General features: G+C 56.2%; 7 protein-coding genes. 3 read left to right on the top strand and 4 right to left on the bottom strand.

Annotated features, from left to right (window positions below; genetic code table 11):
- Positions 1-140 precede the first annotated feature (140 nt).
- From QZ460_RS10160 to QZ460_RS10150, 3 genes are all read right to left on the bottom strand, one after another.
- Positions 141-380 carry a hypothetical protein gene (locus tag QZ460_RS10160; protein ID WP_015545881.1) on the bottom strand — a complete coding sequence of 80 codons (240 nt, stop codon included), beginning with the start codon at positions 378-380 and terminating at the stop codon, positions 141-143.
- A gap of 203 nt (positions 381-583) precedes the next feature.
- A complete protein-coding gene (locus tag QZ460_RS10155) occupies positions 584-2161 on the bottom strand; it encodes a hypothetical protein (protein ID WP_290541465.1) in 1578 nt (525 codons plus the stop codon).
- Between the two features lie 36 nt (positions 2162-2197).
- A complete protein-coding gene (locus tag QZ460_RS10150; protein ID WP_290541464.1) occupies positions 2198-2800 on the bottom strand; it encodes a hypothetical protein in 603 nt (200 codons plus the stop codon).
- A gap of 40 nt (positions 2801-2840) precedes the next feature.
- Between QZ460_RS10150 and QZ460_RS10145 the strand changes: the two genes are divergently transcribed.
- Positions 2841-3023, top strand: a complete 183-nt coding sequence (locus QZ460_RS10145) for a hypothetical protein (protein WP_290541463.1) — start codon at positions 2841-2843, stop codon at positions 3021-3023.
- Positions 3024-3207: 184 nt separating this feature from the next.
- Here the strand turns inward: QZ460_RS10145 and ruvA are convergent, their stop codons facing one another.
- Positions 3208-3789 (bottom strand): Holliday junction branch migration protein RuvA, encoded by a 582-nt coding sequence (ruvA, locus tag QZ460_RS10140; protein ID WP_290541462.1) that lies wholly within the window; start codon positions 3787-3789, stop codon positions 3208-3210.
- Between the two features lie 99 nt (positions 3790-3888).
- Here ruvA and QZ460_RS10135 point away from each other — a divergent pair, with 99 nt between their 5' ends.
- Entirely contained in the window at positions 3889-4476 is a 588-nt protein-coding gene (locus tag QZ460_RS10135) for an OmpH family outer membrane protein (RefSeq protein WP_290541461.1), read from the top strand.
- A 311-nt stretch (positions 4477-4787) separates the two neighbouring features.
- Positions 4788-5588 carry a diadenylate cyclase CdaA gene (gene cdaA / locus QZ460_RS10130; RefSeq protein ID WP_290541460.1) on the top strand — a complete coding sequence of 267 codons (801 nt, stop codon included), beginning with the start codon at positions 4788-4790 and terminating at the stop codon, positions 5586-5588.
- Positions 5589-5834: the final 246 nt, after the last annotated feature.

The following is a 5834-nucleotide window of genomic DNA, read 5'->3' as shown; positions in this document are numbered from 1 at the left end:
GGGCGGTATTCCGGGCGGAGAGGGGTTCGGGCGGGAACGGTATTCCGGGCGGAGAGGGGTTCGGGCGCAAAGGCCACAAAAAAGGCCTGCAAAACGCAGGCCCCTCTTCCGGCAAAGCCGGACTAATCGCTATAATTCCGTTACTGCTCGCTCAAGATGCGCATTGCAACATCGAGAATCGTCGTATCGTCCAACGTAACGACTCCCCCGTCCGGTCCCGGTTCGAAGTGAACCCCGACGCACTCCTTTGATTCGTGCTTGCCGCCAAAATAATTGCGGACAGTGTCTACGTCGATTCCTAACTCATCTGCAATGCGCTGCGAGCTGCCGCTGGGCAACCGGTCCTTGATACGGCGCAACTCGTTAAATGTGATAATCATATCCGTTGAATTTTTGGTTGATGGTTCTACACATCTAAATTAATACAATTTTATGGATCTACAAAATTTCTGCCTGAAAAAGTGTAATAAAAATGCAACACGAAAGAAAAGAAGCGAAAGCCCCGCTATTCCAAAACAAAAGCCCCCGTTTTGGCGGGGGCTTTTCGGATCGGACGCGCGTTGTTCAGGGCCGGAAAAGCGGATTATTCGCTCTTGGGCTCGATGTAGATCTGGAAAACAAGCGGCGTGAAGGGCGGGATGTCGGTATAGACCTCGGTCGTGGTCGTCGTCGTGCCCGAGTCGTAATAGTCGCCGTAGCCCCCGTAATAACCCCCGTAATAACCGTAGTTACCCAAACCACCGTAGCCGTAGTAATCGTTGTAATAACCGCCGTAATAGCCGTTATTGCCGTAGTACATCTGCGAATAGTTCAGGAAGTTCAGGTAATCGTAATAGCTCGACGTGTAGCCGTTCGAACTGGTCGTCGTAGTTGAGCCGCCGCTCTTGCCCATCGTGCCGTAGGCATTGGTCGACGTGGTGACCAGCGTCGCCCACTGTCCGTATTTCAGATGCGGGACCGTGTAATAAAACGCCGTAATCAGATCGGGGCTCTTCAGGTTGTAGGAATGAGCCGAACCGCTGCGGCGCACTTCGCCGTAGACGATCTGCTTCACCTCGTCGATGTTCGTGTCGAAGATGAACCCGTCGAGGAAGCGGCCGATATACCAGATCTTGGCCGTGCCTTCCATACCGACCGAGTCGGCATCGAGGCCGGCGACACCCTTGTAGACTTCGTATTTGTCATCCTTGCCGTGGAAGCGCTTCACGAGCGCCTCTGCGATCTCCTTCTCCAGATCGGAGCCGTCATAGGGCTTGAACCCGTCTTTATAGGGTTCGTTGCGCTCGCTGCCGACGGGAAACGAGAAGGAGAACTTGTCCCCGGCAAGTTCCTTGGCCGGATCGTAGCGCACATCGACATAGAGCTGGGCCACGGTATCGCAGGCGCTCACCCACCGTTCCGCACGGTTATAGGGGTGTTTCGAATCCTTGGGATCGGTCGGGCGTTTTTCCGATCCGTCCTTGCCGTCCTTAGTGAACATCACCATACCGCCGTTACCCTTGCAGAAGGCGTCCACCAGGGAACCTTCGGCCTCCAGCGGGTTTTTCACCATATCGCGGATCTCCATTTCGACGATGAGCGGACGATTGGCACTCAGGTCGAACTGTCCCTCGTAGCCGCCGTCGCCCTGCACGCCGTTGCCGACGATACGCGAGGGAAGGTAGAGCCGCACCTTGGAGCCATCGCGCAGCAGAAACTCGGGGTCGACACTCTTGCCGGCGGCGTAGTCCGGATCGAGGTGAAGCGTATTGCGCATGGCCAGGAAAGTTCCCTCCATCAGGCTCGTATTCTCCGTGCCGCAGTAGCGGTAGAAGGGAACATAGTGGGTGTATTTGGTGAAGGTGCCAAGCTGGCGGGCTTCGCCGGAACGCCGCGTGAGCACGATGTTGCCGTTCAAATCGCGACCCGAGAAGTCGAACTTCACCCAGCAGGCGGTGTCGTTTATCGGCTTGGCGGCGGGATTCCCGGCCGCGAGGACCTCGACGTAATAGCCGCCGTCGGACTGGTAGTTTTTCAGCAGATCCCGGCGGTTCTGCGTCATCCACGCCTCAAGGGCCTGGTTCTCGAATTTGTCATACGACTCGGTCTGCTCCTTGGCACATGAGCCCAGCAACAGGATGCCGGCAGCCGAGAGGTAGAGAAAACGGGTGATCAACTTCATATTTTGTTCTGCAATTCTATAAATTCGGTGTTCTGTCTATTGGTCGTATTCCACGCTTTCGACCGTGAAAAACCAGGCGATGGGGCTTTCCCGCGGAATCGTACTCATATATTTGTCCCCGTAGGCCATGTTGTAGGTCATGTAGGCCTCGACGACATCGCCTTCGCGACAACCAAGTAACGCATGCCGCAGTCCATTTAGTATGTTACCCCGCATATCGACCCGAAGCGGTTCGAAAGACCAGGCCCCGGGCGTCAGCCCCTCATCCTCATAGGCCTGCTGCAGGGCGGGATCGTTCGAGTAGAACGGGAAGGTCGAATCGGTGATGTTCGAAAAGGTGAAGACATAGGTTCGGAAGGTGATGATCGCCTTCGCCGTGGCGGTGATCTCCGGAAGCCCATTCCGCCCGTCGCGGTAGAAATTGTCGATATAGCGATAGACCGTGCCGCCCGACATGGTGTAGAACCGCTGCTGGCTCCCGGCCTCAACCTGCGACTCCGGGATCAGCGCCGGAGCGTGCGTCTTCTCAAGATAGGAGACGATTTTCTGGCGCTGTTCGGGCAGGATGTCCTCCTCATCCGAGCAGCCGCAGAACAGCAGGGGCAGTGCGAAAAGCAATGTGGTGAATATTCGTTTCATCGACATATAATTGTGCAAATTTACAAAAACAATCCGATTTATGAACAAGAAACGTAAAAAATCGCCCGCTTTGCATGCGGGCGACCTCAAAAGTCGGAAATTCCGATTATCTCTTTTTCCGGTAATAGTCCTTGTGCGGATTCTTGAGCCGCTGCAGCTTGCGTTGCTTCCTCGCAATAGAGATGGCCGTCAACACAATAGCCGCGACAAAGACACCGAATAAAATCAAAATAAATCCTAGGGGAACGTTTTCCATAGAAGCCTGTTAAAATGTCGTTAAAAAAACTATTAAAATACAAATATACGACAAAATAGCTTCAAAACAAAAGACAGGAGAAATATTCGGTGGTGTCATTCAAAAATTCGCACCTCCCTCATGGCATATCCCCACGCCCGCGACGGCCGGATCAGAGCTTTTTCAAGGCCATCCGGATCAGCTCCTCGACCGGAGCTGCAGGCGATTCGCGCAGAAGGCCCCGCAGGACCTTTTCGATCGGGGCCCGGGCGAAGCCCAACATGGAGAGTGCCGCAAAGGCCTCGTCGAAACTTCCGCCCGCTCCGGGCTGCGCACCGGCATCGTCGGCGCCCGACATCATGAGTTTGCCGCTCAGCTCGACGATGATCTTCTGCGCCGTCTTGAGACCCAGTCCCTTGACGTTTTTCAGCAGCACGGCGTTGCCCGCCGTGATGATCCCCTGCAACTCGCGCGGCGAATAAGTCGAAAGGACCATCCGCGCCGTGTTGCCGCCAACGCCCGAAACGCCGATCAGCAAGCGGAACAACTCCCGCTCGGCCTTGGTCGCAAAGCCGTAAAGCAGCTGCGCATCCTCGCGCACGACATAATGGACGTAGAGCCGGGTCTCGGTCTCGTGTTCGATCGCGGAGTAGGTTTCGAGCGAAATATGGAGGTAGTAGCCCACCCCGCCGACGTCGATAACTGCGTAAGCGGGAGCCACTTCGGCGATTGTGCCCTTGATGTATTCGTACATGTTTTTCAATTTTTGCTGCGGGTTGGACAAAAGTAAAGATTTTTTTTTACCTTTGTGTCTCAAATGCTGAATAATTAACTAAACAAACAAAAAAACGATATGAAAAAAACTCTCTTTCCGGCGCTGGCTGCGGCTCTCCTCCTCGCGGCCTGCGGCACGAAGACCTCCGGGCAGGCCGAAGTTACGGCCGAGGCGGCGGCGCAGCAGGTTGTTTCGAGCGACATCGCATACGTTCAGGTCGAAGCCGTGCTGGCCCAGTGCGACCTCTACAAGAACGAAGGCGTAGCACTTCAGGAGAAGACCGAAAAGGCACAGAAGAGCTGGGCGCAGCGCGAACAGAATCTCCAGGCCGAAGCCGCACAGTTGCAGCAGAAGTACGAAAAGGGACTGATCACCTCGCGCGATGCGCAGGCGCAGCAGGAGAGCATTCAGAAAAGGGTCGCCTCCTACCAGAGCAACGCCCAGAAGGAGGCTCAGACGCTCGACGAGGAGAACTACGTATTCACCAACCGCGCCCAGGACCTGCTGCACCGTGCCGTGCAGGAGATCAACAGCGGCAAGAAGTACAAGCTCATCCTCAACGCCTCGGCACTGATCGACGCCGACACAACGCTCAACATCACCCCCGCCGTGCTGGCGAAGGTCAACGAGCTGTATGCCGCCGACAAAAAAACCGAGAAAAAGTAGGCCCGGCCCGCGAAAAACAAAATACCGGCTTCCCCGAACGGCGGAAGTCGGTATTTTTTATGCCTCCGGCCCCGAAACGACATCCGGCCCAGCAATGACACCTCCGCTCTGCAGCGACACCTCCTCCCCTGCAATGACACCTCCGGCCCTGCAACGACATCTCTTCCCCGGCATCGACACCTCCGCCCCTGCAACGACACCTTCGGAATGTTGTGCCGTTTGCCCGATCGCAGGCGGTCCGGTTTGGCAGCGGACCAACTTTTTTATATCTTTGTCCGATAACTGAAACCTGATAAATATTCTGATACACGATGGGATTCGTTCCGTTCACATTCGTCGACCTGATAGACATCATTCTGGTGGCCATGATCATGTACTGGATTTACCGCATGACCAAGGGAACCAATGCACCCTATATTCTCTCGGGAATCATTGCCGTCTACCTGCTCTGGGTGGTCGTCCGCGCTCTGAACATGGAGCTGCTGTCGACGATCCTCGGGCAGCTGATCTCGGTGGGAGCCATCGCACTGATCATCGTCTTCCAGCCCGAACTGAGGCGCTTCCTGCAGATGATCGGCATGCGCCAGAAACAATTCAACTTCATCACCCGCATCTTCTCGACCGGCGAGGACACCGTGCAGACCAATGTCGTGCCGATCGTCACGGCATGCCGCGAAATGTCCGAAGCCAAGACCGGGGCACTCATTGTCATCGGGCAGCAGAGCGACCTGCGCCTGATCGCCGAAGGCGGCATAGCCCTCGACGCCAAGGTGTCGACGTCGCTGATCAAGAACATCTTCTTCAAGAACGCCCCGCTGCACGACGGCGCAACACTGATCGAGGGCGACCGGATCGTGGCGGCCAAGTGCATCCTCCCGGTGACGCAGAGCGACGTGCCCAAGTCGTTCGGCACGCGACACCGCGCGGCGATCGGCATGAGCGAGATCTCGGACGCCATCATCATCGTCGTCTCGGAGGAGACCGGCGAAATATCCATCGCCCAGGGCGGTGAAATCCACCAGCGGGTCGACCCCGTCCGTCTGCAGCAGACCCTGCAGCGCTACCTGACGATCAACTCGCGCAAACGCTCGAAGAAAGAGGTCGCCGAATAGGCTCCGGAAGGCAGCCGGGAGGGGGAAAGTTGGCGGATAGGCTGGCGGAAAGGTTGGCAGAGAGGCTGACGGAGAGGCTGGCGTAAAGTTGACGGAGAGTTGGTGGAGAGTTGGTGGAGAGCCGACAAAGCGCCGATAAAGAATCGGCGGAGGACAACCCAAAAGCCGGCAAAGAAACACCGAAGCACCGGCGGAAAACCTCCGGAAAACCTCCGGAAAACCTCCGGAAAACCTCCGGAAAACCTC

The organism is Alistipes sp. (genome assembly GCF_020026455.1).
Lineage (GTDB): Bacteria > Bacteroidota > Bacteroidia > Bacteroidales > Rikenellaceae > Alistipes.
This window is presented reverse-complemented; position numbering and strand designations above follow the sequence as displayed.

Coding starts and splice junctions, on each gene's coding strand:
- QZ460_RS10160 (WP_015545881.1), bottom strand. CDS start 380: ATGATTATCACATTTAACGAGTTGCGCCGTATCAAGGACCGGTTGCCC.
- QZ460_RS10155 (WP_290541465.1), bottom strand. CDS start 2,161: ATGAAGTTGATCACCCGTTTTCTCTACCTCTCGGCTGCCGGCATCCTG.
- QZ460_RS10150 (WP_290541464.1), bottom strand. CDS start 2,800: ATGAAACGAATATTCACCACATTGCTTTTCGCACTGCCCCTGCTGTTC.
- QZ460_RS10145 (WP_290541463.1), top strand. CDS start 2,841: ATGAACAAGAAACGTAAAAAATCGCCCGCTTTGCATGCGGGCGACCTC.
- ruvA (WP_290541462.1), bottom strand. CDS start 3,789: ATGTACGAATACATCAAGGGCACAATCGCCGAAGTGGCTCCCGCTTAC.
- QZ460_RS10135 (WP_290541461.1), top strand. CDS start 3,889: ATGAAAAAAACTCTCTTTCCGGCGCTGGCTGCGGCTCTCCTCCTCGCG.
- cdaA (WP_290541460.1), top strand. CDS start 4,788: ATGGGATTCGTTCCGTTCACATTCGTCGACCTGATAGACATCATTCTG.